At 63.0% G+C, this 25,882-nt stretch carries 30 protein-coding genes; 16 read left to right on the forward strand and 14 right to left on the reverse strand.

Annotation, left to right across the window (positions count from 1 at the left end):
• The first annotated feature begins 94 nt into the window (after nt 1-94).
• A complete protein-coding gene (locus tag ABJO61_RS06995) occupies nt 95-787 on the forward strand; it encodes a TetR/AcrR family transcriptional regulator (RefSeq protein WP_348323931.1) in 693 nt (230 codons plus the stop codon).
• Nucleotides 784-1,980, forward strand: a complete 1,197-nt coding sequence (locus ABJO61_RS07000; RefSeq protein ID WP_348323933.1) for a hypothetical protein — start codon at nt 784-786, stop codon at nt 1,978-1,980. The genes ABJO61_RS06995 and ABJO61_RS07000 overlap by 4 nt, the downstream gene beginning before the upstream one ends.
• 29 nt (nt 1,981-2,009) lie before the next feature.
• On the opposite strand, the gene ABJO61_RS07005 is transcribed toward ABJO61_RS07000, so the two are convergent.
• Nucleotides 2,010-3,161, reverse strand: coding sequence for a mechanosensitive ion channel family protein (locus ABJO61_RS07005; protein ID WP_348323935.1), 1,152 nt, complete (start codon nt 3,159-3,161; stop codon nt 2,010-2,012).
• An 18-nt stretch (nt 3,162-3,179) separates the two neighbouring features.
• The gene (locus tag ABJO61_RS07010) at nt 3,180-4,799 is read right to left on the reverse strand and encodes a peptide chain release factor 3 (RefSeq protein ID WP_348323937.1); all 1,620 of its coding nucleotides are present in this window, start codon (nt 4,797-4,799) and stop codon (nt 3,180-3,182) included.
• 137 nt (nt 4,800-4,936) lie between these two features.
• Here ABJO61_RS07010 and ABJO61_RS07015 point away from each other — a divergent pair, with 137 nt between their 5' ends.
• Nucleotides 4,937-5,155 (forward strand): hypothetical protein, encoded by a 219-nt coding sequence (locus ABJO61_RS07015; protein ID WP_348323939.1) that lies wholly within the window; start codon nt 4,937-4,939, stop codon nt 5,153-5,155.
• A gap of 68 nt (nt 5,156-5,223) precedes the next feature.
• Here the strand turns inward: ABJO61_RS07015 and ABJO61_RS07020 are convergent, their stop codons facing one another.
• The gene (locus ABJO61_RS07020; protein ID WP_348323976.1) at nt 5,224-5,613 is read right to left on the reverse strand and encodes a helix-turn-helix domain-containing protein; all 390 of its coding nucleotides are present in this window, start codon (nt 5,611-5,613) and stop codon (nt 5,224-5,226) included.
• Between the two features lie 88 nt (nt 5,614-5,701).
• Here ABJO61_RS07020 and ABJO61_RS07025 point away from each other — a divergent pair, with 88 nt between their 5' ends.
• Nucleotides 5,702-6,352, forward strand: coding sequence for a cation transporter (locus ABJO61_RS07025; protein ID WP_348323941.1), 651 nt, complete (start codon nt 5,702-5,704; stop codon nt 6,350-6,352).
• 38 nt (nt 6,353-6,390) lie between these two features.
• On the opposite strand, the gene ABJO61_RS07030 is transcribed toward ABJO61_RS07025, so the two are convergent.
• The gene (locus ABJO61_RS07030; protein ID WP_348323943.1) at nt 6,391-6,723 is read right to left on the reverse strand and encodes a DUF1491 family protein; all 333 of its coding nucleotides are present in this window, start codon (nt 6,721-6,723) and stop codon (nt 6,391-6,393) included.
• Between the two features lie 238 nt (nt 6,724-6,961).
• On the opposite strand from ABJO61_RS07030, the gene ABJO61_RS07035 reads away from it, so the two are divergent.
• The 3 genes from ABJO61_RS07035 to ABJO61_RS07045 all read left to right on the forward strand — a co-directional run bounded on the left by ABJO61_RS07035 (nt 6,962) and on the right by ABJO61_RS07045 (nt 9,420).
• Nucleotides 6,962-8,047, forward strand: coding sequence for a hypothetical protein (locus ABJO61_RS07035; protein ID WP_348323945.1), 1,086 nt, complete (start codon nt 6,962-6,964; stop codon nt 8,045-8,047).
• Between the two features lie 289 nt (nt 8,048-8,336).
• Entirely contained in the window at nt 8,337-8,741 is a 405-nt protein-coding gene (locus ABJO61_RS07040; protein ID WP_348323947.1) for a DUF5330 domain-containing protein, read from the forward strand.
• 247 nt (nt 8,742-8,988) lie between these two features.
• Nucleotides 8,989-9,420, forward strand: a complete 432-nt coding sequence (locus ABJO61_RS07045) for a SufE family protein (protein WP_348323949.1) — start codon at nt 8,989-8,991, stop codon at nt 9,418-9,420.
• Here the strand turns inward: ABJO61_RS07045 and ABJO61_RS07050 are convergent.
• Complete coding sequence (locus ABJO61_RS07050) at nt 9,417-10,211, reverse strand: DUF6456 domain-containing protein (RefSeq protein WP_348323951.1); 795 nt, start codon at nt 10,209-10,211, stop codon at nt 9,417-9,419. The genes ABJO61_RS07045 and ABJO61_RS07050 overlap by 4 nt on opposite strands.
• Nucleotides 10,208-10,594, reverse strand: a complete 387-nt coding sequence (locus ABJO61_RS07055) for a helix-turn-helix domain-containing protein (RefSeq protein ID WP_348323953.1) — start codon at nt 10,592-10,594, stop codon at nt 10,208-10,210. The genes ABJO61_RS07050 and ABJO61_RS07055 overlap by 4 nt, the downstream gene beginning before the upstream one ends.
• Nucleotides 10,595-10,720: 126 nt before the next feature.
• Between ABJO61_RS07055 and ABJO61_RS07060 the strand changes: the two genes are divergently transcribed.
• Complete coding sequence (locus tag ABJO61_RS07060) at nt 10,721-11,302, forward strand: helix-turn-helix transcriptional regulator (RefSeq protein WP_348323955.1); 582 nt, start codon at nt 10,721-10,723, stop codon at nt 11,300-11,302.
• Between the two features lie 28 nt (nt 11,303-11,330).
• Here the strand turns inward: ABJO61_RS07060 and ABJO61_RS07065 are convergent, their stop codons facing one another.
• The 4 genes from ABJO61_RS07065 to ABJO61_RS07080 all read right to left on the reverse strand — a co-directional run bounded on the left by ABJO61_RS07065 (nt 11,331) and on the right by ABJO61_RS07080 (nt 14,198).
• Complete coding sequence (locus tag ABJO61_RS07065) at nt 11,331-11,819, reverse strand: hypothetical protein (protein ID WP_348323957.1); 489 nt, start codon at nt 11,817-11,819, stop codon at nt 11,331-11,333.
• Nucleotides 11,820-11,913: 94 nt separating this feature from the next.
• Entirely contained in the window at nt 11,914-12,423 is a 510-nt protein-coding gene (locus tag ABJO61_RS07070) for a PAS domain-containing protein (protein WP_348323978.1), read from the reverse strand.
• Between the two features lie 127 nt (nt 12,424-12,550).
• Nucleotides 12,551-12,979 (reverse strand): MucR family transcriptional regulator, encoded by a 429-nt coding sequence (locus ABJO61_RS07075; RefSeq protein WP_348323959.1) that lies wholly within the window; start codon nt 12,977-12,979, stop codon nt 12,551-12,553.
• Nucleotides 12,980-13,268: 289 nt separating this feature from the next.
• Entirely contained in the window at nt 13,269-14,198 is a 930-nt protein-coding gene (locus ABJO61_RS07080) for an alpha/beta hydrolase (protein WP_348323961.1), read from the reverse strand.
• A 131-nt stretch (nt 14,199-14,329) separates the two neighbouring features.
• On the opposite strand from ABJO61_RS07080, the gene ABJO61_RS07085 reads away from it, so the two are divergent.
• Together ABJO61_RS07085 and ABJO61_RS07090 are read left to right on the forward strand one after the other, a co-directional pair.
• Entirely contained in the window at nt 14,330-14,596 is a 267-nt protein-coding gene (locus ABJO61_RS07085) for a hypothetical protein (protein ID WP_348323963.1), read from the forward strand.
• Nucleotides 14,593-15,375 (forward strand): helix-turn-helix transcriptional regulator, encoded by a 783-nt coding sequence (locus tag ABJO61_RS07090; RefSeq protein ID WP_348330972.1) that lies wholly within the window; start codon nt 14,593-14,595, stop codon nt 15,373-15,375. Before ABJO61_RS07085 ends, ABJO61_RS07090 begins: the two co-directional genes overlap by 4 nt.
• Before the next feature lie 4 nt (nt 15,376-15,379).
• Here ABJO61_RS07090 and ABJO61_RS07095 read toward each other — a convergent pair whose 3' ends face one another.
• Nucleotides 15,380-16,531, reverse strand: coding sequence for a DUF2336 domain-containing protein (locus ABJO61_RS07095; RefSeq protein ID WP_348323966.1), 1,152 nt, complete (start codon nt 16,529-16,531; stop codon nt 15,380-15,382).
• Nucleotides 16,532-16,673: 142 nt separating this feature from the next.
• On the opposite strand from ABJO61_RS07095, the gene ABJO61_RS07100 reads away from it, so the two are divergent.
• On the forward strand, nt 16,674-16,967 hold the full coding sequence (locus ABJO61_RS07100; protein ID WP_348323968.1) for a hypothetical protein: 294 nt from the start codon (nt 16,674-16,676) through the stop codon (nt 16,965-16,967).
• Nucleotides 16,968-16,987: 20 nt separating this feature from the next.
• Nucleotides 16,988-17,251 carry a hypothetical protein gene (locus ABJO61_RS07105; RefSeq protein WP_348323970.1) on the forward strand — a complete coding sequence of 88 codons (264 nt, stop codon included), beginning with the start codon at nt 16,988-16,990 and terminating at the stop codon, nt 17,249-17,251.
• An 18-nt stretch (nt 17,252-17,269) separates the two neighbouring features.
• Here the strand turns inward: ABJO61_RS07105 and ABJO61_RS07110 are convergent, their stop codons facing one another.
• A complete protein-coding gene (locus tag ABJO61_RS07110; protein WP_348323972.1) occupies nt 17,270-18,439 on the reverse strand; it encodes a hypothetical protein in 1,170 nt (389 codons plus the stop codon).
• Nucleotides 18,440-18,689: 250 nt separating this feature from the next.
• Between ABJO61_RS07110 and ABJO61_RS07115 the strand changes: the two genes are divergently transcribed.
• The 3 genes from ABJO61_RS07115 to ABJO61_RS07125 all read left to right on the forward strand — a co-directional run bounded on the left by ABJO61_RS07115 (nt 18,690) and on the right by ABJO61_RS07125 (nt 22,050).
• The gene (locus tag ABJO61_RS07115) at nt 18,690-19,613 is read left to right on the forward strand and encodes an ABC transporter ATP-binding protein (RefSeq protein WP_348323974.1); all 924 of its coding nucleotides are present in this window, start codon (nt 18,690-18,692) and stop codon (nt 19,611-19,613) included.
• 5 nt (nt 19,614-19,618) lie between these two features.
• Nucleotides 19,619-20,380 carry an ABC transporter permease gene (locus ABJO61_RS07120; RefSeq protein WP_348323980.1) on the forward strand — a complete coding sequence of 254 codons (762 nt, stop codon included), beginning with the start codon at nt 19,619-19,621 and terminating at the stop codon, nt 20,378-20,380.
• Nucleotides 20,381-20,742: 362 nt separating this feature from the next.
• Complete coding sequence (locus tag ABJO61_RS07125; protein WP_348327934.1) at nt 20,743-22,050, forward strand: hypothetical protein; 1,308 nt, start codon at nt 20,743-20,745, stop codon at nt 22,048-22,050.
• Between the two features lie 5 nt (nt 22,051-22,055).
• Here ABJO61_RS07125 and ABJO61_RS07130 read toward each other — a convergent pair whose 3' ends face one another.
• Both ABJO61_RS07130 and ABJO61_RS07135 read right to left on the reverse strand, forming a co-directional pair.
• Nucleotides 22,056-23,093 (reverse strand): DUF2332 family protein, encoded by a 1,038-nt coding sequence (locus ABJO61_RS07130; protein WP_348327932.1) that lies wholly within the window; start codon nt 23,091-23,093, stop codon nt 22,056-22,058.
• 213 nt (nt 23,094-23,306) lie between these two features.
• Complete coding sequence (locus ABJO61_RS07135; RefSeq protein ID WP_348330970.1) at nt 23,307-24,470, reverse strand: citrate synthase/methylcitrate synthase; 1,164 nt, start codon at nt 24,468-24,470, stop codon at nt 23,307-23,309.
• Nucleotides 24,471-24,653: 183 nt separating this feature from the next.
• Here ABJO61_RS07135 and ABJO61_RS07140 point away from each other — a divergent pair, with 183 nt between their 5' ends.
• Nucleotides 24,654-25,874 (forward strand): citrate synthase family protein, encoded by a 1,221-nt coding sequence (locus tag ABJO61_RS07140; protein ID WP_348327926.1) that lies wholly within the window; start codon nt 24,654-24,656, stop codon nt 25,872-25,874.
• The last annotated feature ends 8 nt before the right edge of the window (nt 25,875-25,882 follow it).

Genomic DNA, 25,882 nt, shown 5'->3' on the forward strand with positions numbered 1-25,882 from the left:
TTGCGAGGATCGCCGCGATCCGCGGCGCTTGCCTAAGCCCTATCAAAGCGCCGCCGGTTTGGCGACGGCAAAGAGACGGCAAAGGAAAGCGTTCTTGACGCAGCGTTCCGACGCGGCTATATGTCACCGTGTGGTGACAAAAGCCAATACATCTCCCGCGCCCCGCCGCCGCGACCGGGAAAAGACCGGGAAGGCCATTCTCGATGCGGTTGGCCGTCTCATTCTCCGTGACGGTCTTTCCGGCGTCGGCATCAATGCGCTCGCCCGTGAGGCGGGCGTCGACAAGGTCTTGATCTATCGATATTTCGACAATCTCGACGGCGTCTATTGCGGCTATGCCGAGCATGGCGACTTCTGGTGGAGCGTCGAGGACATGCTTGAGGGCATCGGCGAGATCGGCACGCTCGCGGAGGCGTTGAAGACAGGCATGCGCCGCCACGCCGCCGAAATGCAGAAGCGCCCGGTGACACTCGCAGTTATCGCCGCCGAGCCCGCCAACAGGACGCCTCTCGTCGTCGCGCTCGAAGAAGTGCGCGAGCGCCGCTCTCTCGAACTCATGGCCGAGATCGCCCGCCGGTTTCCCGTTCCGAAGGGCGCGGATCCGGCGGTGCTGACCGGCCTTCTCGCCGCCGCCATCGATTATCTGATCGCACGCGCGCAGAAGATCCGCGTCTATGGCGGCGTCGGCATCAGAACAGAAGACGACTGGACCCGTATTTTCGAAACAATGGACGCCATGATCGACGGCGCGCTTGCGCCTCGATCCAGGGGAAGGAAGAAATCATGAGCATCTCTCCAACGCGCCGCCACATCCTGCAGGGCGCTGGCGTCCTGACGCTCGTCGCGGCAGGCGGCGCCATCTGGCGCGCGCATGATCGCGGCGTCTTCGCCGAACCTTCCGGTGCGCCCTACGATCCCTGGGAAATGTGGAACGCGACGGAGTATGAAGACACACCGCTCGCGCTCGTCGCTGCCGGCGTCCTCGCTTCCAATCCGCACAACACGCAGCCTTGGGTTTTCCGCGTGAGCGGCGCGGAGATCGAGGTGCTCGCCGACACGACGCGCCATCTCGGCAGCTTCGATCCTTATCTCCGCGAAATGCATATCGGGCTCGGCTGCGCTATCGAGAACATGGTTCTTGCCGGACCGGCGAACGGCTACGCGGTGACGGTCGAGCCGGCGCCCGGCTCCCTTCTCGACATTGAGCGCGGCGGTCTCGTTCGCGCCGCGACAGTTCACCTCGCAAAGGCAGATACCGAAAGCGATCCCCTCTACGACGCCATCCCGAAGCGCCACACCAACCGTCACCCCTACGATATTTCGCGCGGCTTTCCGGAGGAGCTGCTGCGCGGGTTCACCGCCATGCCGGATGACGAGAACGTGGCGATCTCTCTTTTTACGGAGGGTGAGGCCTATGCCGCGCTTGGCAAGGCGATCATCGACGCAACAGATGAAATCGTCGCCGACCACGCGATGATCGAAGACAGCCATCGCTGGTTTCGCGACGGGCCTGACGAGATGGCGCGCGAACGAAGCGGCCTTGGCCTCGACACGGTGGGGCTCTCCCCCGCCCTTCTTGCCATCGCCAAGATGCTCCCCGCCCTTCCCGCGGAGCAGAGCCATGCGACCTGGGCAAGCCAGACTCGCGACACGCATGTGCCGACGGCGGCGTTGCTCGGCATGATCTCGGTTCGGAACCGCCATGACCGCCCGCAGGCCCTTGCCACTGGACGTCTCTGGCAGCGGCTTCACCTCTCGGCGAGTGCGGCGGGCGTCGCCATGCACCCGCTCAATCAGCCTGTCGAGATGATCGACCGCGACCGTCAACTGGAGAGGGACGCGAAGTCGGAAGCGCGCCTTGCAGAAATATTGAAGAACCCCGACTGGCAGCCGACCTTCTGCTTCCGCAGCGGCTATTCGACGCGCGAGGCCGCCGTCAGCGCAAGGCGGAGCGTGGAGACGGTCACGGAGAAAGTCTAGCGCCCGTGCCTTCCCTTAGCGAGGGAGCATCAGGCGCCTTCGTCCTTCCGGGACGCCGCGATTTCTTCCGGCGGGGGCGGCATCGTCTCCACATAGATGGAGCGCGAGGGGAAGGCGAAGCCTGTGCCCGCACCTTCCACGATCTGCTTGATGCGATAGGCGAGCGCCTCTTTCACTTCCAGCCACTCGCCCCAATTGGTCGTCTTCGTGAAGCAGTAGATCATGATGTCGATGGAGGATGCGCCGAAGCTGTCGATCCTTACGAAGAGCGGCGCCAGCGGACGCTGCACGAAGTCGTCGGTCGTTTCGATGTAGTTGCGGATATCGTCCACGATCCGTTGAAGCTGTTCATGCGTGGTGCGGTATTCGACGCCGATGACCCATGAAATCCGACGATAGGTCATCGCCGTATAGTTGATCACCGAATTGTCGGAGAGGTGCTGGTTCGGCACATAGACGGGGGCCTTGTCGAACTGGCGAACCAGCGTGGAGCGGAAGCCGATCTTTTCGACATTGCCTTCCACAACGCCGTCGACCTTGATCCAGTCGCCGAAGCCGAAGCGGCGCTCGATCAGGATCGACATGCCGCCGATCAGATTCTTGAAGAGATCCTGCGCACCCAGCGCCACCGCCACGCCGAATAGGCCGAGGCCTGCGATAATCGGCGCAACCTGAATGCCCCATGTTTGCAGGATCGTCGCGATGGCGATGAGGACGACAGCCGTCTTCGCGCCCGCGACCAGCCAGTCGAGAATTTCCGGCGTCAGAATGCGTTCAAGCTTCCTGATCCCCTGGCTAACGGGGCCGACGCAGTTATAGAGCGCCCAGAAAATCGCAACGACAATAAGCGAACGATTGAGATTTTCCGTGATGAGACCGGCCGTATCGCCGAAATCCAGATATTCGGTTGCGAAGAAGAAGCCGAGCGCGAAGAAGAGAAAGCGCAAGGGGCTCTTGATCGCATCGCGGACATAATCGTCGACCTTCGTCTCTGTCCGTTCGACCCAGCGGTCAGCGATGGCAAGCACGAAGCGTGTGAAGAGCCCGCGCAGAACGTAGAAGAACCCGAAGATCGCGACGGCAATGAGAATGTCGCCGATGCTGTGGCCAAAGACGCCCGTTTGCCAGACGCTCTTCACCAGTTCCCAGTAATCTCCGAAATTGCCGACGACGTCCTGCATCTATTCTGCCTCATTCGCTCAGGCGGCTACCGGCGCGCGCTCGCGCGTTGCCGAGAATGTCACCTTCGGCCATTTCTCCAGCGTATAGCCGAGTTCCCAGGCGCTCTTGCCCATGAAAACGGGGGCGCCGTCGCGGTCCGTCGCCATGTTGCCGCGATGCGCCTCCATGAAGCGTTTCAATTCGCCGGCATCGTCCGCGCTGACCCAGCGCGCCGTCTCGTAAGGCGCCTGCTCGAAATGAACGGCAATGCCGTATTCGGCGGCGATGCGCGACGCCAGCACTTCAAGCTGAAGCTGGCCGACGACACCCACGATCCAGTTCGCCCCGATCTCCGGTTTGAAAACCTGCGTCACACCCTCTTCCGCGAGGCTTTCGAGAGCACGGCGCATATGCTTCGCCTTCATCGGATCGTCGAGGCGCACCCGGCGCAGGATTTCCGGCGCGAAGTTCGGGATGCCGGTGAAGATCAGGTCTTCGGCCTCCGTCAGCGTATCGCCCACACGAATCGTGCCGTGGTTCGGGATACCGATAATGTCGCCTGCAAAGGCGTCTTCCAGCAGTTCGCGATCCTGCGCGAAAAAGAGGATCGGGTTGTGAACGCCGATCGTCTTGCCGCTGCTCGAAAGTTTCAGCCGCATCCCGCGCTTGAACTTGCCCGAGCAGATCCGCATGAAGGCGATGCGGTCGCGATGGTTCGCGTCCATGTTCGCCTGCACCTTGAAGACGAAGCCCGACACTTTCGGTTCGGTCGGCTCGACCACGCGGCTCGCTGCCGGCTGCGGGCGCGGTGGCGGCGCGAACTCGGCCACCGCGTCGAGCAGTTCACGCACACCAAGCTTCCTCAGCGCGCTGCCGAAATAGATCGGCGTCATGTGGCCTGCGCGATAGGCGTCGATATCGAAGGCGGGGCTACCCTCGCGCGCCAGTTCCATTTCCTCGCGAAATGTCGCGAGTTCGTCCGCCCCCGCATATTCGGAAATCTTGTCGCCCGGCAGGCTCGGCGGTTCCTCGTCGCCCTGGCCGGAGCCCGGCTTCGAATAGGGAATGAAGCGATCGTTCACGGGATCGAAGATGCCGCGCAGCAGGCCGCCCATGCCCGCCGGCCAGATCATCGGCACGGTGTCGAGCGCCAGTTTCGATGCGATCTCGTCCATGAGCTCGAACGGGTCCTGGCCTTCGCGGTCGATCTTGTTGATGAAGGTGATGATCGGCACGTCGCGCAACCGGCAGACCTCGAAGAGCTTGAGCGTTTGCGCTTCGATGCCCTTGGCCGCATCGATCACCATGATCGCGCTGTCGGCCGCCGTCAGCGTGCGATAGGTGTCCTCGCTGAAGTCCTCATGGCCCGGCGTATCGAGCAGGTTGCAGATGATGCCCTTGTATTCGAAGGTCATGACGGCGGACGTAACCGAGATGCCGCGATCCTGCTCGATCTTCATCCAGTCCGACCGGGCGCGCCGGTTGTCGCCACGCGCTTTCACCTGCCCGGCAAGGCGGATCGCGCCGCCTTTCAGCAGCAGGTTTTCGGTCAGCGTGGTCTTGCCGGCGTCGGGATGGGAGATGATGGCGAAGGTCCGGCGATGGCGGACCTCCGACTCTACCTCGCCCGACCGGGCGGCGGTTTCGGTCGTGCTCACGTGAAACTCCTGAGAATTTGCGACGGACACTAGCCGATAGCTGGAATTTGCGCCACCCGCGACAAACTGGCCAATGCTTGAAGACCTCTCCCCGTGCGACCATACCGCCATTCGCCATTTGAGAACGAGAGAGACCCATGACCACCGCACGCGACATCATAGAGCCTCATATCGAGGCGGCGCTGGCCGAGGCGGCCGAGAAGAAAATCTCCGCCGACGCGATGGCCCGCATCATGTTTGAAAAAGTGCTGCATATCTGGCGCGAGGCGCGCGCCCCCGAGGACATCAAGGCAGAGCTTATGGAAGCCGCCGATCATCTCGACCCGGACGAAGACTTCATGTTCATGCGGCCGTGAACGGCCTGGGGATGTTCATGCGGCCGTGAACGGCTTGGGGATGTTCATGCGGCCTAAAAGGCTCACCCTCACGGGGCGGATAGCGCCTCGATGATCCGGCAATCGCCAATCCGGCCTCCCTGGCAACATGCGCTGAGACGACGCAGTTCCATTTCCAGCTTTTTCAGATCGGCAATCTTGCGCTCGATTTCCACGAGGTGATCGAGCGCAAGCCTGTCCACCGCCGCGCAGTCCCGGTCCGTCTTTCCTGAGAGATCGAGCAGTTCGCGTATCTGTTCCAGCGTGAAGCCGAGATCACGGCAACGCCTGATGAAGTGCAACCTTTCCCGGTGCGCCGCGCTATAGGCCCGGTAGTTTCCGCTGGTGCGAGGCGGCTCGGGCAACAGCCCGATCTTCTCGTAATAGCGCACGGTCACAACCTTGGTGCCCGTCGCCTTCGCCAGTTCCCCGATGCTCATTTCCTCGGTCACGGAAACACCCTCCTTGACTCTATAGTTACTATAGACTCCACCCTAGCAGCATGAAATCGAACTTGCGAGGACGGCAATGAGCGGACAGTGCTGCGAACATGAGACTTCCGAAGCGCAATTGCGCGACGCCGCCTATCGGCGTGTTCTCTGGGCCGCGCTTCTTATCAATGGCGCCATGTTCGCCGTCGAGATCGTTGCGGGGCTCGCTGCGGGTTCCGTCTCCCTGCAAGCCGATGCGCTCGATTTTCTCGGCGACACGGGTACCTATGCGATCAGCCTTTTCGTCATCGGCATGTCGCTCGCCGCGCGGGCGAAAGCCGCGCTCGCCAAGGGTGCGACGATGGGCCTGCTCGGCTTGTGGGTCATCGGCTCGACGCTCTGGCATCTGGTTCAAGGCGATGCCCCCGAGGCGATCACGATGGGCGTCGTCGGCGCGGCCGCGCTCATCGCCAATGCCGTCGTCTTCGTGCTGCTCTGGCGTCACCGCTCGGGCGACAGCAACATGCGTTCCGTCTGGCTCTGCTCGCGCAACGATGTCATCGGCAATCTCGCCGTGATCTTCGCCGCCCTCGGCGTATTCGGCACAGGCACTGCATGGCCGGACCTTACCGTCGCCGCGATCATGGCCGTACTGGCCCTGCAGGGCGCATGGGTGGTCTTCCGCCAGGCCTTTGGCGAATTGCGTCAGGATGCGCAGGCGGAAACAAAGCGGCAGATGGAAGCCTGATCGCGGTCAGATAGCAGCCGTTCCGCCCTTTCGCCGGATCAGCCCACCTTCTCCTGCAGGAAGTGACGGCCCTCCCGGTCCTCGATCTCGACCACCCATATGTCCGGGTCGAAGCCCCGCTGCTTTTCTATATAGGCGTCGGCCTCGGCTTCGGGCTGCCTGCCCTTCGACAGCCATATGAGTGCGCCGTCGCCATCACGTGCGGGGCTGAATATCTCCGCCTCGCCATCGAGCGTATTCACCTTCACCAGCACGGTGCCGGATGTCAGATCGCCCTTGCGCACGACCATTGCCGAGGCTCCGCTCACTTCTGCACGGCGGATCAGCGCCTTCACCCAGATATCGGCTTTCAGTCTCGGCGCGGTGTCCATTGTCGTTTCCGTTGACCTCTGCGGCGGCCTCTGCGGCCGTTTATTGCCGTAACCCTCGATTCCCGGCGCTTTTTCGCCCCCGGGATTCATCCTTAACGCGTTTCGCGTTTGCGGACACGCGCGCGCCGCATTAGACTCGGCAACACTTCATTAAGACAAGCCACCGGGCCCAAAAATCGGTCGAATTAGGAAGCGCAGCAGCTTTCGGGGCAGCGGGGTTGCCATGAGGGGTAAAAACTTGGCTCTGAATTTCCGGGACACCGTCCGGCTTGCCGGTCTGTCCGTTTCCGCCGCGCTCCTGATTGCAGGCTGCACCGTGGTCGAAGGCGGCAACGCTTCCAAGGGCACCTCCGGCAAGGACAAGGCGGAACTCTCCGCCGCCCAGGCCGTCACTCTCGCCAATCAGGCAATTGCCTCCGCCCATCCGCTGACGGTCGCCTCGTCCGGCATTCCGATCCCGCTTCCAGCGCCGCGCCGCGCGAGCCCGGTTCAGGTCGCCTCCATCGACCCCTCCGCCGGCGTCTCCGCGCTTTCCTCGCGGCCGGCCTTACAGGATTTCGCGGGTGTCTATGGCGATTTCGGCTCGGCCATCGCGGCTGCCGATGCGAACAAGCTGCGCACCCCGGGCGATGTCCGCCGGGCGCTTGCCGCGCTGACCTTCGACAAGCCGAATGCGCTGGCCGAAGGCTGGTATGTAAAGCAGGCGATGATCGCCGCCGGAGATCCCGTCTTCGCGCAGGGTGTGCGCACCGAAGTCCGCGCCCGCAACAAAACGGCCGTTCTCGAAGCGCTCTCGACCGACGAGAATTTCGTCATGCAGCTTCCGGGCGTAAGTTCCGCCTCTGCCGCCGTCGCCGTTTCGATCCGCAACGAGCATCAGCGGATCAAGGGTCTCGCCGACCGCTTCATCGATACGGCCTACAAGTTCCAGAAGCAGAAATGGGGCATGTCGACGCCGGTGCCGGGCATGGCGGAAACGAAGACCGCCGCCCTCGACGAAGAGCCGAGCCTCGCGGACAAGGCGCGCGCCGTCGCCGCCGCACTCTCGCCCGTCTCCACCGCCCAGGCCTATAGCCCCAGCGTGATGAACCGCATTCTCACTCTCGGTGCCTATCAGGTCATTGAGGGCTCGATGGAAAAGGGGCTCGCCGAGAGCAAAACCTCGACGGGGCGCTGCCTCAACTGGGCCCGCCTCAATCTCGCGCAATGCATCGCCGCCGCCCACTTCCCTTCCGAGGAAGCCTATTGCACGGGCAAGCATGCGATCGCCGAAGTCGGCAGTTGCTGGGCCGAAGCCCTGCCGCCCTCCACCCTCGCGAACTGAGCACCAGGCGCCGCGCGCCGGAAGCTGCTCGAACTGCACAATTTGAATTGAATGCTTCCGGCATTTAAGTGAAATGCGCCTCAAATTTGTGGCGCATTTTTCTTTGTTTTTATTACACTTAAAATATAAATACTCTAATTATGTAGTATTGAAATCAACCAACCGAAGCTTTCGATAAAGCAAAAGCTATTTCTACTTGCATTTTATCTATCGGATTAACTGCGTGGCAGCAGGCTGCGACTTAGCCTTTCCTCATCAAGCGAACATCCGCCGGGAAAGGACCGAGCCCATGTCGTTCATTCTGAGAGCCGCCTTCTGGCTGACCGTGCTGGCCTTCCTCCTGCCGGCAGCCGGATATGAATCCACGCCGCAGCCGGCGGGCCTTGACGGGTTTTCCAGCGCCGCCTTTGTAAGCGCTGGCCCCGCCCCTGGCCCCACCGAGGATATCGGCGCGGGCGAAGCCCTTACCCTCGCTGCCCGCTCCGCACAGGACGTCATGGGCTTTTGCGGCCGAAACCCGGATATCTGCGACAAGAGCCACGCTATCGTCGGCCATGTCGTGCGCCAGACCGCGCATTACGGCGGCATGGCGTTCACCTGGCTGACCGAAAAGGCCCGGGAACAAGATCAAGGCGTCGCGGCGGCCGCCGTGCCCGCCACGGCCCGCCCCGATGATTACATGACAGGTGCCTGACCTCACCCATCGGTCCTGTCGGTTTCCGGTGCTTTCCTAGAGGCAACCGGTAGCCCAAGCGCCCTGCGGCCGCCTCCCGGCCTGCGGGGCGCTTGTCCTTTGGAGGCCTTCTCGCCAGAGCGTTTTCCCGGCGGGCGGATTTTCGTGGCCGGACGAAATCGCAAAGGATTTCATTCGCGCGCAATCTGCACTATGTCCTGAGCAGTAAGCCGGGCCCAGTGCCCGCCGGAAGCCCGGAAAGGACGGCATGAGCATTCAGGATCTCGTGGACGATTTCGAATTCCTCGACGAATGGGAGGATCGCTATCGCTATGTGATCGAGCTCGGCAAGGAGCTTGAACCGCTCAGCGAGGCGGAGCATTCGCCCGAAAACAAGGTCGAGGGTTGCGTCAGCCAGGTCTGGCTGGTGAGCGAGACACGCCAGAATGCATCTGGCGCGCCCATCATCCATTTTCGCGGCGACAGCGATGCCCATATCGTGCGCGGCCTTGTCGCCATTTTGATGCGGCTCTATTCCGACAAGACGCCAAAGGAAATCCTCGATATCGACGCCCGCGCCGTCTTCACCTCGCTCGGTCTCGACGAACATCTGACGCCGCAGCGCTCCAACGGCCTCTATTCGATGGTCGGCCGCATTCAGGCAGATGCGAAGGCCGCCGCCGAAGCGGCCTCGGCCTAGCTCTTTCCCGTCATGCCGTAATGCGCGGCCAGCCGGTCGAGCGCGATCTGAAGCACCAGCTTGCCGGATCGTTTCGGCCAGCCGAAGCCGCGCTCGGCTGCTTCAAGCCCTTCGAGATGGCAGCAAACACTCAGCAGAATATCGCCGAGATGCGGGCCCGCTGCCTCGATGGCGCGGCCCACGCGCTCGCGGGCCGCAAGGGCATGCATCGCAATCTCCGCAGGCCCGCGCACCGGCCCGCGCCGTTTACCGCTTCCCCCGCCAGCGCCCGACCAGTCCGCCGTCACGCGCGGGTTCATTTGTCCGAGGGTGAAATCGGCGCGCAGTTTCTCTCCGGCTTCGAATTGCGTCTCGCTGATGAGCGGCTCTCCGTCCGCGCCCTTGCGGCGGCGCAGCCAGCCGAGCGGCGTCTCCGCTTCATTGACCGCGAGCAGCACCTCGCCCTCTTCCGTGCGGTAGCGCCGCTCGCCCGGTAGCTGGTGCTGGTTGCGGAAGGGGTCCGCCGCGGAGGTCAGCCGCCGGTAGAGCGCACGGCCCGCATCGCTTGCGCGCCACCGTTCCTCCGCCGTCCCCTCGGCCCGCTCCACGAGGTCGCGTTCCACGCATACCGCCCAGACAGGCGCCTCCATGGTCGCAAGCGGGCGTTTGCCTGCCTTGAGGAACAGCCCGACCCGGCCTTCGGCGGTTGCCGCCGCGTGAGCCTCCGGCTCCACGAACCGGCGGAAGAAGCGCCGCACCTCGCGCTCGAACTGCTTTTCGCCGAGCCTTCCCTTGCCCGCCCCCGCCATCATCGGGCGATATCCCGGTCTCCCGCCCGGCGCAGCGCATGTTCCAGCCGGTCGAGCAGCATGTTGAAGTTCTCGTCGTCGCGCCGGTCCTCGACGAGGCGGCAGGCATGGGCGGCGGTCGTCCTGTCCCGGCCGAAATGGCGGCCAACCGCGGAAAGGCTGAAGCCGTAGATCACATGGGTCAGATACATGGCCACCTGCCGGGCCTGGGCCACGGGCTTGCGCCGCCGCGTCGGCGAGCGCATTTCGCAGATCGGCACGTTCCAGGCCCGCGCCACCGTTTCCTGCATCAGCGCCACTTTCGCAGCCTGCTCGCGTTCCCTGAGCGAGCGGCGGATTGCCGCCATGCCAGGGTCGCCCGGCCGGTAAATCTCTTCGATATTCATGTCATTGCCTCCGCCCGGGCGCCGCCGCGCCTGAATTGAAATTTGCTTCCTGAAAACAAGATTTGCATATTTCGTACATATCGGGGATAAATCCCGTAAGTTTTTTACGCGGTCGAGGAGTCTCTCGTGCGTACCCGGATCAGGCATTTCAGAAAGCAGCGAGGGCTCACCCAGACCGAGCTCGCCATGCGGCTCGGCACAACGGCAGCCACCGTTTCACGTCTCGAAACGGCGGACATGACGGTGTCGACCGGCTGGCTTGAGCGGATCGCGGGCGAACTTGACGTGCCGGTCACGGATCTTCTGGGAGCGCAGGGTGAACGCAGCCCCGCCTGCATGGGCGAGGTGCGGCGCGGCGGCGGCGTTGCTGCTTTCGCAGAGCCGCTTTCCCTTCCGCCCTCGCTGTTTTCTCATGCGCGCACGCCGATGGTCTTCCGGGCGGGCGAGGCGCTCGGATCTTATGTGCGGGGGGATCTGCTGGTTGCCGATTGCCTGCCGATGGCACAGGCAGCCGCCGCCCTTGGGCGCGACTGTTTCGCCGCCGGTGAAAAAGGCGATCTTTCCTTTGGCCGTCTGGTCACGCTTGGAATAGACGGCTGTCTGCTGATGCCGCCGGAAGAAGGCGCCCATCCGCGCAACGTATCGGCGCCCCGATGGGTTGCGCCTGTCGTCACCCTGCTCAGGAACTATCCGCCGCTCAAGACATAGGCAGGGAAGATAAACGCGGCATCAAATGTCAGGATGCGTTCCGGCAGCTGACGGTAACGCTGCCCGACTTGCCTTCAGCGCCGCCGCAATCCATGCCGGGAAAGCACATGGCGGCTGCCGCGCCGCCGAAGCGGAAAGCGACATAGGCGTCCTGTCCCTTTGAATCGACCACGCCGGCAAGCTGATAGCTGCGCGTATCGCCACGCGAAAGCGTGATGACGTCGCCAACCGCGGGCTCGGACAGCGGGACATAATATTCACCGTCGAAGGTGATGCTGGCGGAACCGCTCACATCGCTGATTTCGCACTGTGCACTGAGATTTGCCGGACCGCTATCGCCGCCACCGATCGGGAAAGTCGCGCTCTCGCCTTCCGTGAGCGTGACCGTTCCTCCGTTGAGTGTTGCGGTTGCTGCATTGGCGGGCGCCGCCCCGGCGGCAAGCATGGCCAAGGCGAGCACCCCGCAGGCAAAGCCCGCAGGCGCGTGTAAAGCCCGCACAAATTCAAAACCCGGCATTGGTATCTCCCTCTCTGGCCCCGGCAACAGTTTGGACCGGAGACAGGCAAGGGATCAATGGCCGAACGCCTTGGGGCGAAACATGAGGGAAAGATCAGGCAATGCGCAGATTGGCCTTGTTTGCCAGCGCATGCGCTTTCTCGGAAAGCAGAAAGGCATCGTGCCCGAGCACCATGACAATACGTCCGTCCTCGTTCGCAAGCGGCAATCGCAGCCAGAACTGAAAGACATCGGGCTGGTTCCAGGGCGTGAGCGGAACCACCCCTTGCGCCGGACGGCCGCCATGCACCACCTCGTGATAGGCGGCATCCCAATAATCCATCTGGTCGCCAAAATCGAATTCGTCGAGATGCCGTCCCGTCATTTCCACGCCGAAATAATCGCGCAGCCGCGTTCCTGCAAGCCGCACGCGAAGACGCGGCTCGTCATCTTCGATCACGTCGATCAGGCTCAGCGAGGGAAGAATGCGGCGCAGTTCAGCAGGCTGAATGTCCGCGCGCGTCGGATATCCGCCTTGCGGGGCCTTGGCGCGCCAGTAGTCGAAGACGTCGCGCTGTTCGGGTACGATAAGTTGCGCTCGTATGGCCTGGTCTGCGCTGGTCAGCGGATCGTCCTCGGCAAGGGCGGCAAGCCGCCGGGTTTCGAATCAACGCAAAAAATTCTGGGCGTGTGTGCGTTGCGATGCAAGGAGATTGGTAGCAGCTCGCATGGACCGGCAGGCTGTGCGGGATCTATTTTGCCGAAACGCGGCGCTTTTTCTGTCCGCCCTGGCCAAGGCCCATTTTCTTCGCGAGCCGCGAGCGCGCCTGCGCATAGTTCGGCGCAACCATGGGATAGTCGCGCGGCAGGCCCCATTTCTCGCGATATTCTTCCGGGCTCAGATTGTAATGGCTGCGAAGATGCCTCTTCAGCGATTTGAATTTCTTGCCGTCTTCGAGGCAGATCAGAAAATCCGGGGTGATCGACTTGCGGACGGGAACGGCGGGCTCTTCCTTCGGGGCTCCTGCCCCGTCGGCGCCACTTGTGGCGGCGCTTGTCAGCGCGGCGTAAATTCTATTGATGATGCCCGGCAACTCGTCCGGTGCGACCGTATTGTGTCCGACATAGGCCGCCACGATATCGGCCGTCATATCAATCAGATCCGCCTTGTCCGCCACCATGACCTCGTTTATTCGGCCTAAAAGTTCCGCCGCCACACAAACAATCAATCCAGAAAAGGAACCAATATTCGTCCAATCCTACAACTCTCCCGTTGTTTAACAATCAAGGATCGGATTGTCGCGGCTTTTTTCACAATGACACAATGAAGACGCTGTTCTGCATGTGGATAAATTCATCGCTGAACAGATAAAACCGGAGCCGACTACCTGCACTTGAGTAAAAGGGAAGTCGTCATGGAATCTTTCATTTTTACCTGCCCTGTCATCACGGTCGGGCAGAGGCTCGATTTCAAATAGCCCCGCCCCCTTGTGCTGCTGTCCAGCGTTGCGAAAGATAGCCTCCAAGCCGTTCTATTGCCCGTTCCCCCTGCGGCAAGAGCTGGTAGAAGGCATGCCAAACGTGGATCATGTCTTCCCACTCCTCAATTTCCGCTTCGACGCCCGCGCTGCGTGCCCGTTGGTGCAGATCGCGCGCATCGTCGAGCAGCACCTCGTCGTTCCCCACATGAATGAGGAGAGGCGGCAGGCCGGCAAGATCCGCATGATTGGGAGAGGCGAGCGGATGGCGCGGGTCGGCGCCATTCAGATAGAGCCCTGCAATGGACTTGATGCCGGCCTGCTGGATCATCGGATCGGCTTCGGCGCGGCTCGAATAGGTTCCGGTATCGCAGGTGAGATCGGTCCAGGGGCTGATCGCAATGGCGGCGGCAGGCATCGGCAGTCCTTCATCGCGCACCGCAAGAAGTGCCGCCATCGTCAATCCGCCACCGGCCGAGTCTCCTCCGAAGGCGATTTCGTTCGGCTGGACCCCGCTCGCGATCAGCCAGCGATAGGCTTTTACGCCATCCATCACCGCCGCCGGGAAAGGCGCTTCGGGCGCGAGCGCATAATCGACGCTCAGAACGCGCGCATTGGCGGCCAGCGCCAGGCGCGAGGTCAGATGACGGTGCGAAGCGGACGATCCCTGCACATAACCGCCACCATGAAAATAAAGCAGCACCGGCGCACTCTCCGTGCCGTCCGGCACATTCCATTCGGCGGCGAGGCCGCCAAGGTCGGCTTTCGTCACCGTCACGCCCGCGGGCACGGGAAACTGGTTGGCGTTTCCGTCCATCGCCTTGCGGCGCTCCTCGATGCTCAGCCCTTCGCTCGCCCTGGAGCGCGCCCGGATCAGTTCCTTCAAACGGCCGATCTCCATGCCCTTGCCCTCTTTGGACATTCATTCCTCCCTGTGATTTGATTCACACATCGATTCGCGCTTCGCGATGCTCGTTTGGGAACGATGCTAGCAGGCGGCGAAGGCGACGCGCCCCGTTTAAATATCGGGCTGCGATATTCGGGTTTGCGGGAATGCAGGAAGAAACTCTCGAACGGCACATGACGCCTGCGGGCGATCCCCTTGGCGATATCGAATTTTCTCGCGCGGCCTACGATATCTTCCTGAAACTCGATGCCGATACGCGCCGCCTGATCGGTCTCGCGGCCCGCGCCGAAGGAACGCGCGAAATCGCGCCCGGCATTTTCAGTTCCGATGCAGGCCCCGGTCTTCGCGTTGTCTTCAGCCGCAAAGCCGACGCCGCCTCCGTTCTCGCCCTCACCGGCTGGAGGGCGGCATGACTTCGCACAAGCGCGATCATCAGAAAATCCTCGGGAGCGATGGCGAGGCCCTTTTCGTGCTCGTGCCCGCCGCCGATTATGACGCGCTGTGCCGCGCTGCCGACGATATCGAGGATCTGCGTGCGGCAGGCGCAACGCTGGCGCTCGGTTCCGAAGGACCGCCGCCCGTTCCCGCCATTGTCGCTCATCGCATTGCCGATGGCGAAAATCCCGTCCGGGTCTGGCGCGAATATCGCGGCCTCAAGGCGATCGAGCTTGCCCGCGCGGCAGCGATGAGCGCGCCCTATCTCTCCGAAATCGAGACCGGCAAGAAGGACGGCACCTTCCGCACCATGGCGGCGATTGCGTCCGTTCTTTCCGTTTCGCTCGACGATCTCGCCCCGCCCGCCGGCGAGGAAGACCGCCGCGCCCGCGAGCGCGCCGCACTGGTCGACGGTATCCGTGCGCAGATCCGCAAGATCGTCGCGCTGGTCACCGGGCCGTCCTCCTTCGACACCGGCGCGGTTCGCCGCGCGGTCACGACGCTTGTCAGCGATGCCGTGGCGCTCAAGGCGCAGGAACCTCACGCGGAAGACTGGCTCGGCGATATTCTCGAAGGGGCGCGCGCCGTTCTCGATCTTGTCGACCGCGCGGAAGGCGACATCATCGGCACCGCGCGTCAGGCGCGCCGCGAACTCGAAGAGATCGTGTCGGGGCCGGGCTTCCGCTTCACGGCGCCGCCACCTCGTATCGAACAGGAAGAAGAGGTCCGCTGGGCGCCGCAAAGCGCTGCGGAATAAGGCTTCAAGACCCGGCGGCGCCTATGCCTGCGGGCAGCACTTCATTTGCCAGCGCCGCATCCCATGCCCGAAGCGCGAGGTCCGCGCGGTCCGTCGAGATCGTGTCGAAGAGTTCGCCGATCCGCTCCAGATCCTTCTTGGTCGGCAGCCCGCCCCGGCGCAGGTCCACTGCCGCGACGATCAGGTCGCCGAATTCCTTGCGGTTCATCGAGACGGCCTTGGCGAAAACGGCGAGCGGTTCGCCGCCGTGATCGTTCAGGATACGGAATATCGTTTCGGGCCGCACATGCGCTTCCGCGGCCAGACCGCCCGCAAGCAGTTCCGCCCTGTCCGGCCCCTTGCCGGACAGGAAACCCGCAAGACGCTGCTTGTCGACAGGCAAAGGCTTCCTCACCTGAGACAGCGCCGCGTCGAGAACGGCGTCGCCCGTGCCCGCGGCCTTGAGCACATCCTCCATCGCGGAATGGATGTGGCGGCGTTCGACCGTGAAGCGGTTCAGGATTTCGAGGCGCAGATCGGCCGCCACCCACCAGAACATGAACTGGCCGAGGCGCACGGTCAGTTCCGGCCGGGCCAGAACCGGTGCCTGCAATTCGGGTTCGGCGGCGCTGCGGCGCGCCAGTGTCTCGATGGCGCGGTAGGAAAGCTGCGCCGTCATGTTTTCGAGCACGCGGCGGCTCAGTGCCGTATCGCCCATTTCGATCAGCACATCGGCCACAGCGCTCGGCAAGTCCTTGCGGGCCGCCAGCATCTCGCGATGCGCCGCGCTGCCCTCGCGCGCGACATGGATGAGGTCGCCGCCCTTCAGCGTCTGCCCCTCCGAGAGAAGCGGCCGCGCGATTTCGATGTCGTCGTCAAGTGCCAGCGCCAGCGCGAGTTCCCTCGGCGCTTCCACATGTTGTGAAAGCCGTTCGGCGAGGCGCACCCGCATCTGCGGGTCGAGCCGGGCGGCCAGCGTTGCCAGCATCGAGTCGAGGATGCTGCGTTCCTGCGGCGAAATGAGCGAGGCGGGCAGCAGTGCAAGGTCGGCAAGACGGCGCAGCAGCGCATCCCCCGCCTGCACATTCTTGGCACGCATGCTCAGGGCCTCGTCCTCCGCCGATCTGTAGCTCTCGAGCGCCATCTCATCCGTCCGGCTGGTTTTGTCCGCCTCCATCAGAGCACCCCCGCCGTTAACGGCGCGTAAAGCATGTGGGAGCGCGCGCCCGATTTGCGGTTCCCATTTGCGGTTCCCATTTGCGGTTCCGGGGCCCCCGCCCTATCCTTTGCGCCCGTTCGCAACGCCGCCGGAGCCGCCCATGCGCCTCGCGCTCACCCTCCTTCTCTCGCTCGCTCTGGCCGCTTGCGGCCTCGGCCGCAGCGAGCATGCGGACAATCCCGACTACAAGGCCGGCCATTCCGATGGCTGCTGGAGCGCCACCTCGCAGGTGCCGGGCGATCCTTCCACCGTCACGCGCAACGACGAGGCCTGGAAGCAGAGCGAAGCCTACCGCGCCGGCTGGAAGGCCGGATACAGCGCCTGCGCGATCCGCGACCGTTCCGGGTCCATGGGCATGCCCGACACAAGTGAACGCGGCACCGGCGTTCACTAACCCCCGCACAGGAAACCCGCATGCGCATCATCCTTGGACTGATCCTGCTTGCCGTGATCGCCGCCGCAATCCCCGTCGTCTATTACGGCGAGACCGATCCCTGCCGCATGCTTGCCGCCGACATGGCGCATGAGGCCTATGGCCCGCTCGCCGAGCTTGTCGGCAACGACCCGGACGAGGTGCCGCCCGCGATGGTGAGTTCCATGCGTCTGGTCACGAGCCAGATGACATCGCGCGAATGCGTGGACGAGCTCTGGGAAAACTGGACGGACGCCCCGGAATAATCAGTCCACGGATCGCCTTCAGGCGCTTTCCGGTGCCTCTTGCGGTGAAACGGCGTCGGCCACGGAGCGGCCGTCCTCATCCGCCGTTTCTTCCGCGCGCTCCACGATCTCGCGCCATGTGACGCCGGGGATGTCCTCCACCAGCGCGGCGCCCGCAAGTGCGGAGGGAAGCTGGTAGCCGGGCTTTGCCGCCCCGTCGAGCGCCATGCGCGCCAGCAGCACCGCCGCCTCCGCCGAATAGACATGCGTCTCGGGTGTTTCGAGCCGCGCCCGGCGAATGCGTCCGTCGGGATGGCGCGCCTCGCCCCAGACGACCGCGCGCCCGTCGCGCAGTTCTGCCTTGCCCGGTGCGACCTTTCCCCTGGCGAGTTTCCGCTCCAGCCGCTTCAGGCCCCAGCCGCGCTTGAAGAAACGATGCGCCATCGTGCCTTCCTCCAGCGCGCGCGCCGCCTTTTCCGGCAAGACCTCATAGGTTTCGAGCGTTGAATAAATGCCGCGATGCCGCGCCGCCATCGCTTCGCCGCGCCAGGGCGCAAGCCATGCCTTTTCCGGTCCTTCGTCGAAAGCGATCTCGATTGTCCGTTCGCCCGCCCGCGCGGCCACGAACTGCCCGTTCTTCAGCGTCTCGCCTTCCTCGCGCATCGCCGCCACGAGCCATGCCGCCTCGGTCATCGTGCGGGGTCCGCGTTTCACGGCCAGTGTCACCGCGCGCGCGCCCGGCAATATCTGCGCAAGCCGGACCGCGACCGCATCCGTCGCCGCGAAGTCGAAGCCTGCCCCCGCCATCAGCATGGTCTTCGCCTTGCCCGCCGCCTCGTCGAAAGCGGCGAGCGCCGCCACGCAGGCGCGATCCGCCGACAGGTCGATCAGATGTGTGCCCGTCGCAATGCAGGCAACGACAAGCGAGCGCAGGTCGTCGCCCTCAAGGCTCTCGCAATTCACCACCACGCCCACATCGTCGAGCTGCCCGGCGATCCGCTCCGCATTGCCCAGTGTGAAAGTGCGCGGTTCCGCCGGTCCGGCGCCCTTGCCCGCGCCCGCCTCCTTCGCCAGCGCCGCCGCATGTTGCGCAACGCCCGCAATCGCCCGGCCGCCCGCGATATGGGAAAGCCCCGCGCGCCACGCCGCATGCGAGGTCAGCGCGCCCATGAAGCCGTCGACGCCATAGACGAGTATCCGCGATGTCATTCTCTTCCCCAGCCGGGCCCGCTTGCCGATCTGCCGGATCGGTGACCGGCCCCTCTGCAACAAGCCATTGTTACGGAGAGGGAGGCCCCTTCGCAATGCGCAGCCTGCCGTGGAGCCTGTTCGGGGCCCGTTTCCGTGGCATAGCGTTAATTTCCGGCATTGCAACCCGGCCAAAGATTCACAATATGCGTCATGGTCCGCGCTTCCCGCGGGCCTTCCCGTCTTCAAATCCCCAAAACGCGCGGCCCCCATGCAGCCAGCCATCCAGATTACCGGCCTGTCGAAAACCTATCCCGGCGGTTTCCAGGCCCTGAAGAATGTCGATCTCGATATCCGCAAGGGCGAAATCTTCGCGCTGCTCGGGCCCAATGGCGCGGGCAAGACGACGCTCATCAGCGTTGTCTGCGGCATCGTCAATCCGGGCACCGGCACCGTGCTCGCGGGCGGGCATGACATCATCCGCGATTTCCGCGCGGCGCGTTCGGTCATCGGTCTCGTACCGCAGGAACTCACCGTCGAGCATTTCGAGAGCGTCATCGACACGGTGAAGTTCAGCCGCGGTCTGTTCGGCAAGGCCCCGAACCCGCAATATATCGAGAAAGTGCTGCGCGACCTCTCGCTCTGGGACAAGCGCGACAATCGCGTGATGGAACTCTCCGGCGGCATGAAGCGCCGCGTGATGATCGCCAAGGCGCTTTCCCACGAACCGGACATTCTCTTCCTCGACGAGCCGACCGCCGGCGTCGATGTGGAGCTTCGCCGCGACATGTGGGAGATGGTGCGCGGACTTCGTGCGCGCGGCGTCACCATCATCCTCACCACGCATTACATCGAGGAAGCCGAGGAGATGGCCGACCGCGTCGGCGTCATCAATAATGGCGAGATCGTGCTGGTCGAGGAAAAGAACGAGCTGATGAAGAAGCTTGGCAAGAAGCAGCTCGCGGTTCACTTGCGCGCGCCGCTTGCCGCCATGCCCGGCGCGCTTGCCGCGCGCCCCGTCGAACTCGCCGATGAAGGCCACACGCTCGTCTACAGTTTCGATGCGCAGGCCGACGAGACCGGCATTCCCGAGCTTCTGAAGACGCTCGGCGATCTCGACATCGACTTCCGCGACCTCCGCACGCATGAAACGTCGCTTGAGGAAATTTTCGTCAATCTGGTGAGGGCGCGCTGATGTCGCTGAACTTCCATGCCATTCGCGCCATCTACGCTTACGAAATGGCGCGCACTTTCCGCACGCTGATGCAGAGCATCGCCTCGCCCGTCATCTCGACCTCGCTCTATTTCGTGGTCTTCGGCGCGGCCATCGGATCGCGCATCCAGGAGGTCGACGGCATCTCCTATGGCGCCTTCATCATTCCAGGCCTCATCATGCTCTCGCTTCTCACCGAGAGCATTTCCAACGCCTCCTTCGGCATCTACATGCCGAAATATTCGGGCACCATCTTCGAAATTCTCTCCGCGCCCATTTCCGGCGTCGAAACCGTCATCGGCTATGTCGGCGCGGCGGCGACGAAGTCGATGATCCTCGGCGTTCTCATCCTCATCACGGCGCGCTTCTTCGTCGATTACGAGATCCAGCATCCCTTCTGGATGGCGGCCTTCCTCGTTCTCACCGCGCTCACCTTTTCCATGTTCGGCTTCATTCTCGGCATCTGGGCCGACAGTTTCGAGCGGTTGCAGATCGTGCCCATGCTGATCGTCATGCCGCTCACCTTTCTTGGCGGCAGCTTCTACTCGATCAACATGCTCCCGCCCTTCTGGCAGACGGTCACGCTGTTCAATCCGGTAGTCTATCTCGTCTCGGGTTTCCGCTGGAGCTTCTACGGCTCGTCCGATGTCGGCGTGGAGCTGAGCCTCCTGGCGATCTTCGGCTTCCTCGCGCTCTGCACCGCAGGCATCTGGTACATCTTCCGCACGGGGTATCGCCTCAAGGTGTGAGCCTCCCCCTCACCCTTCCCACCTCGCAGCTTCGCTGCTTCGGCGGGCCCCTTCCCTCTCCCCTCCGGGGAGAGGGTGATCCGAGCGACAGCGAGGATCGGGTGAGGGGCGCGGCCTGCACGCCGCCCGAATTGGAATACCGTCCCTCCCGTCATTGCCGGGCTTGACCCGGCAATCCATAGGGCCTCACCGCATTCCGCGCCGCCCGATGGATCGCCACGGACGCTTCGCGCCCTCGCGATGACGATGTTGAGTACACCCTCACCATAAACTCGGTGTCACCCCGGCGAAAACCAAGAGAAAACAACCCTTCAGTATTGTATAGGGTACCTACAGGATTTCTCCGCAAACGGAGTATGGCAATGAATTCAATACACGCCGAAGCGACCGAATTACTGCTCTCCGCGATATTCCGCACACCAGCTGACAATAGTTATAGTCATTCTTTCTTTTATGGCCCGCCGGGCACCGTGCCTTTTTTTGGCAACGCTGTGGCCCGGATATTCTACCGGCGGGACCACCTGATGCGTGCGGTGATGTATGTACGCAGCCACGGCTCTCCACATCTCCGCTACGTATCAATCGAAACAGTCCGCACTACATTGCAGAATTTCATTAAAGAAAACTTTTGGCACATAAATCACGGCGTAGTCTTTTCCGATCCAAATCAATCCTACGCCGAACTAATATCAAAAGAGAAAAAGGAGGCTTTATCTCAAACACTCCACCAATCTGAGATATTCTCCCCGCAAAGCTTTGTGACGCTTTTTCCCTTGGTAACTGTACGTGTTGACGTCGATTTCGCTTCGGAGATTTTCTTCTTATCTCACCCTGACACTCTCTCCTCACATCTCACGGATGCAGAGTTATCGCACGGCATTGCAGCTAGCTCATTTCCACCACTGCAAGATTGGGACGGCATCTCACATAGTCCAGCTTCTTGGCTCGGAGTTAGAGCCCCTTCTTCAGAATCGGCGTCAAAGATGAGGCGGACTCTCCTTGGATGCCTAGCGTTAGCAACATCCTCAGATTATCGGCATTTGTTTTCTGGCCGCCCGACATTTGGCGGCTTTTGTGAACTCAACACCAGTTACAGACTTAGCGTCGGTGAATCCCATACCCCAGCACTGATGGAAGATATTGTTATTGCAGCAAACGATGCTGGATGGCTCGATTCTCTCGCGTCCAAGATGGTTTCAAACGATGATAACTCGCAAAGACAACTGCGTTCGATGGAGTATTTTTACAGAGCTTGGCCACTTAGCGATTCAGAGCGCTTTCCACTTTTGTGTATGGCCTTGGATTCAATTCTGGGAAAGAGGGAAGACTCAACTCAGGCAGTCATCGATGGTGTTCATCTCACTCTTGGAAAGAAAGTCAATAGTTCACGTGTGAGGAAGCTACTCAAGCTTCGTGCATCGGTAATCCACGGAGGGGCGCCAGATGTCTACGATTCAAAAAAATATGGCAGCTATTACAACACTTACAGCGACGACCCGATCTCAGACATGGAGTTGTTAGTTGTTGCCTGCATTCGAGCATCCTCATTTGGCAACCTCTTTCGCGAGCAACCCGATCCCCAGCTGGAGTTCCGCGCAAGACTAGAGAGGGAGGGGAGGATTACCCCTAGAGGAGAAGTGCGATCTATTCTCGATGACATAGAAGATTAGAAACTTCACCCCCACCTGACCCAGCGCCCGTGAAAATCGGCGCGGCCGAGTTCCTCGTCGCTCCCCTCCGGCCATAGGCGGAGCCGCACACCGGCCGAGATATTTTCCTTCTCGTCCTGCTCCACCCAGAGCCAGGCCACCGGCGCATCCTTCGTCGCACCCTCGCCCGCCTTTTCCATCGCGGCCTCGATCCGCGCCTGCGTCGGAGCGGCCAAGTACTGCCACATGATCGTGTGCATCAGCACGCGCGCTCTTCCCTTCTCGCCCGGTCTGCCGAATTCACGCTCGACCCAGTCCGCCGCATCCGCCTTTTCGATGCGGGTTCCCGCGCGCGCCGTCGCCTCCAGCGCCGCCTCGATCCGCGCGAGCCGCGCCGTCTGGTCCGGCCAGATATAGGAGAGCAGCCGTTCGCGAAGCGCGGCGTCCGACGCATCGAGCGGGTTCAGGTCCGAGCCCTTGCGCGAGACGACGCGCAGTTCCGCGTCGAGCGGCGGCATCGTCCCCTGCCATTCCGAGACGATCCTGACCGCGCTTGCCGCGTCGCCCCAGCGCGCGGCCCCAAGCTCATACCCATAAGCATCGAAGCCGAGATTGAGGCCCGCGCTCGCGCCGATCTCGTAGAGGTCGAGCGGCAGGCCCGTGCGCTTCGCGATATGCAGCATCCCGCCCAGGATCGCGCTTGAGCGCGAGACCTCGTTCGTCTGCGGCGCGCTGTCGAGGAAGCGCGTGAGAAACAAATCATGTTCCGCTATCGCCGCGTCGAGCGCATGCCACAACGCCTCGTCATCCACCTCATTGGGCGGATAGGCGGCGGAAAGCGCCACCGCTCCTTGCCGTCTCAGCGCATGGAAGCCGCCCGCCACCCGCAATGGCAGCGCATCGTTCTGCGGATGGCCCTGCCATGAAAGCACACGCGCACCGAAAGACGAGTTGCCGTTCAGCCGTGCGCCGAGAAGACGGCAAAGGCGCGACGTGAAGGGCGAGCCCAGCAATTCACAGGCGAGCGCCTGGCGGGCGAAGTCTTCACGGATGTGATTGGACATGAAACTTTCCGTTCTTCCCATCCTCCCCCTGCGGGAGGGTCAAAATTTGCGAGCGCCAGCGAAGCGAATTTTGGGGAGGGGTTCTCCGCTATCGGCGATTGGCTTGCCGCCGTATTTCACGACTTACCCCTCCCCGGAAAATTTCGCTGCGCTCGATTTTCCGACCCTCCCGCAGGGGGAGGGTGAATCCCAATCATCTGCCTACGGTGTAGTTCAAGCCGCCGCTTCGTCTTCCGGCCAGTGGCCGACATAGCGGGACTGCGGGCGGATGAGCCGTCCGACGCGCTCCTGCTCCATCACATGCGCCGTCCAGCCCGCGATGCGCGCCATGGCGAAGACGCTCGTCACCGCGTCGCGCGGCACATCCAGCGCCTCCAGCAGCACCGCCGTGTAATATTCCATGTTGGTGTCGATCCGGTGGCCGGGCTTCGCCGCCCGCAGCGCCTTCAGCGCCGCCAGTTCCACCTCGCGCGCAAAGCGTACGCGCTCATTGCCGTTGGTCAGAATCGTCACTGCCCTGTTGAAGACATCTGCCCTCGGGTCGCGGACGCGGTAGACCCGGTGGCCGAAGCCCATCAGCCGCGCGCCGCCCGCGATTTCCTTCTGAAGCCAGGGTTCGATGTTCTCGCGCGTCCCGATCTCGTCCAGCATGTCGAGCACCGGGCCGGGCGCGCCGCCATGCAGCGGGCCCTTCAAGGCGCAGAGCGCGCCGACGACCGCTGAAATTGTCCCCGCTTTGGTGGAGGCGATGACCCGGGCCGTAAAGGTCGAGGCGTTCATGCCGTGGTCGGCCACCGTCACCATATAGGCGTTCAAGGCCTCCACCTCGGCGGCGGAAGGCACCTCATCCCTCAGCATACGGAGGAAATCTTCGGCGTGACCGGTGCGCCGGTCAGGCGCCACGGGAGATTTCCCCGCTTCCGCGCGGACCAGCGCCGCAGTTATCACCGCTGCGGCACCCAGGGCACTTATGGGCGCACGGATATGGGCGGGGATATCCCTGTCCGCCGCATCCTCGCCCGGCTCGTCGGCCAGCATCGACAATCCGATGCGGAGGCCTTCTGTGACGGTTTCGTGACGTTTTGATGACAGTAGCGCCGGGATATACCCGAATGCCGCCTCGCGCGCCCGCCCAAGCGCCTCGCGCAGCTCCGTCTCCGAGGGGGCCGGGTCCAGCCCCGCCGCCGCCCAGAGCGCGGCCACCGCGCCCTCGAAATCATGAGCATTTACAAGGTCTTCGACGTCGTAGCCCGCCACGATCAGGCGTCCCGCCTCGCCATCCACATGGCTCAGCGCCGTTTCGGCGGCCACCACATTGTCGAGGCCGCTCGCGGTCACGGCGGGCATCTCGCTCTTCAGCGTCACGTTGCCTGACATTTCTTGTCTCCTTTTCGTCGGTTCGGAAAAGCAAGCACTTCCAATGACTTGGCAATGACTTGGCGGCTCGCCTCCGGTGCCGGCCCGCGCGATGCGACGGGCCTTTTCACCCTTGAAGCTGGAGACAGGTTGATTGTTGGTCAATCTTGATTAAGATAATCAATATATAGAAAAGAGTGCGTCATGGCCGAAAACCCGGAGAAACTCTACCTTTCCGCGCGCGAGGCCGCCGCCGAGCTCGGCATCTCGCTCGCCACGCTCTACGCCTATGTCAGCCGCGACCTGATCCGCTCCGAGCCTGTGCCGGACAGCCGGGCGAAGCGCTACCGGGCGGAGGATGTGCGTGCGCTGAAGCGGAGAAGATCGCAGGAAAATCAAGAAGTTAGCGGCCCACCGGGCACGCTTTCCTTCGGCCAGCCGGTGCTCGATTCCGCCATCACCCTCATCGCCGAGGGCCGCCTCCACTATCGAGGCTCCGATGCCACGGCCCTTGCCCGCAATTCGAGCCTTGAGCAGGTTGCCGCCCTTCTCTGGGGCTGCCGGGATGTTCAGCCCTTTACGAAAGACGCGGTCTTCCGCCCTTCCGAGCGTCTGGCCGCGCTCGCCGCCTCGCTTTCGCGTGTGCCCCGGATCGAGCGTTGTCTCTCGCTGCTACCACAGGCAGCGTTGGAGGATGCTGCCGTCTACAACATGACGGATCGTGGGCTCGCCGCCACGGGTGCGCGGCTGCTCCGATATGTCGCCGCCGTCATCGCGGGCGAGGCCCCAAGCGACAAGCCGGTCCATGAGGTTCTGACCCGCGCCCTCACGCAGGGCGAGAAGCCCGCCGCCGATCTCATCCGCGCGGCCCTCGTCCTCTCCGCCGATCATGAGCTCAACGCCTCCGCCTTCACGGTGCGCTGCGTCGCCGGCACGGGCGCCACGCTTTATGGTGCTGTCCAGGCGGGGATATGTGCGGCGCAAGGCCCGCGTCACGGCGGATTGTCCGGCCGCGTCGAAGGTCTCCTGCTCGATATGTCGAACAGGCAGGACGTAGAAGATGCGGTGGTTCAACGACTTAAGGACAATGACCCGGTGCCGGGCTTCGGCCATCCGCTCTATCCCGATGGCGATCCGCGCGCGGCAGCGCTCATTGCCATGGTCGGGGACAAGTATGGCGACGACGCGAACTTCCTCCGTGTGCAGCGCATCGTTCATGTCATGGCCGAGGCAGGCGGGCTCAAGCCGAATATCGACTTCGCCATCGCCACCGTAGGGGCTGTCCTGCACCTGCCGCGCGGCGCGGGGCTCAGCATGTTCGTGCTCGGCCGCACGGCGGGCTGGATCGGTCACGCGATGGAGCAGTACCGCACGGGCCTGATGATCCGTCCGCGCGCACGCTATACGGGCGAGGCACCGCGCTGAACGCGTGC

This window comes from Parvibaculum sp. (assembly GCF_039973015.1).
In the GTDB taxonomy this organism is placed as follows: domain Bacteria; phylum Pseudomonadota; class Alphaproteobacteria; order Parvibaculales; family Parvibaculaceae; genus Parvibaculum.